Below are 1,610 nucleotides of genomic sequence, written 5' to 3'. Positions count from 1 at the left end.
CGGCGGCCGAGGCGACGGCGGCGTGCTCGTCGAGGACGAGGTGCAGGCCCGGCCGGGGATCCGGGCCGAACACCCGGCGCAGGCTGCCGGCGAGGTCGCCGATCCTGAGCCGTACGAGCCGCCCCAGTTCGGCGGGATCGCCGGTCACCACGGCGACGGTGACGCGATCCTCCGGACGGGCGGCGCGGACGGCCTCCTCGGCCGCCTCCAGCCGGCCGGTCCCCAGGACGGCGATCACGCCGTCGGCGTCGAACCCCGTCCGGCGGCCGGTGAGCTCGTCCGGTAGCTCCGCGGGCGGTTCCCAGGTGTCCCGGACGGCTCGCGCGGGGGTGATGTAGGGCAGGTGGGGCGGGTCCCACGTGTCGGCGAGGTCGAGGCCGGCCAGGTGCCGGCAGGCGCGGGCCACGTCGAAGGGGTCGCCGAAGCCGGGCGCCGTCCCGGCCAGGTGAGCGGCTCCGCTCAGCAGCGTCAGGACCAGCTCGGCCAGCCGCACCCGCCGTGCGTGGCCCGGCGCGCGCGGCTCCAGCGCGAGGGCGAGCAGCAGCGCCTCCAGCCTGGCGAGCTGTCCCAGCGTGGCGCGGCCGGGTTCGTCGTCGAACACCCCGGCCAGCGAGCGCGACTGCAGCCTGCCCCCGGCGGACGTGTCGCCGGTCAGGGGCAGCCGTTCGAGCCACACGCGGGCGAACGCGCCCAGTGCCTCGGCCACGCCGGACGGCGCCGGGCCCTCCTCGGCCGCCGCGGGCCCGATCGAGCCGACCAGGACCGCCAGGTAGAGGGCGCGCTTGCTCGGGAAGTTCGAGTAGACCGCGCCGCGGGTCAGCTCGGCCCGTTCAGCGATCCGGTCGACCTTGGCCTCGGCGTATCCGCGCTCGGCGAACTCCTCCCTCGCCGCCGCCAGCACGGCCGCTCGGGTGCGTTCCTGCTGCTGCGCCCGGGTCAGCCTGACCATCGAGCCACACTCCCAACATTCAAATGTTCACAACATCTGAATGATAGCCCGCTCTTGACATTCCGCGTCCCTCGGGCGAATCTGACTACGTAGTCATAACCCAGGAGCCGCACGTGTCCGACGCCAGGCGAAGACCCCCGAGCAGCACCGACGTCGCCGCCCTCGCGGGCGTGTCGCAGAAGACGGTCTCGCGGGTGCTCAACGGCGAGCCGTACGTCACCGAGGAGGTCCGCGAGCGGGTGCTGGCCGCGGCGCGCGAGCTCGGCTACCGCCGCAACACCGCGGCCAGGGCGCTTCACCTGGGCCGCTTCCACCGCATCGGGGTCGCCTCGATCGGCAGCTCGCTCTACGGCCCGGCATCCCTGCTCGTCGCCCTGGAGCGGCAGGCCAGACAGATCGGGTACGCGTTCGCGGTCGCCTACGCGGGCGAGGGCGCCGGCATCACGAGCGCGGTCGAGTCGCTGCTGGCCCAGGGAGTGGACGCCGTCGTGATCTCCGACCCGATCGACGGGGACCAGGACCTGCGCATCGATGCCGACGTGCCCGTGCTGAGCTTCCGGCCGATCCCCGGGCTCGACGGGCCGCGCGTGGTGGTCGCCGGCCCGTCCGGCGTGGAGGCGGGCAGGCAGGCTACGGAGCACCTGCTCGGCCTGGGGCACGC

2 protein-coding genes are annotated in these 1,610 nt (G+C 74.5%); one reads left to right on the top strand and one right to left on the bottom strand.

What is annotated here, in order from left to right; genetic code table 11:
* Positions 1-949, bottom strand: a 949-nt coding sequence (locus tag ACWDX9_RS63085; protein WP_449973413.1) for a TetR/AcrR family transcriptional regulator, incomplete at its 3' end; no start/stop codon positions are given.
* Between the two features lie 113 nt (positions 950-1,062).
* Between ACWDX9_RS63085 and ACWDX9_RS63080 the strand changes: the two genes are divergently transcribed.
* The coding region (locus ACWDX9_RS63080) for a LacI family DNA-binding transcriptional regulator (protein ID WP_449973412.1) at positions 1,063-1,610 on the top strand (548 nt) is incomplete at its 3' end.

This window comes from Nonomuraea sp. NPDC003201 (genome assembly GCF_053590415.1).
This window is presented reverse-complemented; position numbering and strand designations above follow the sequence as displayed.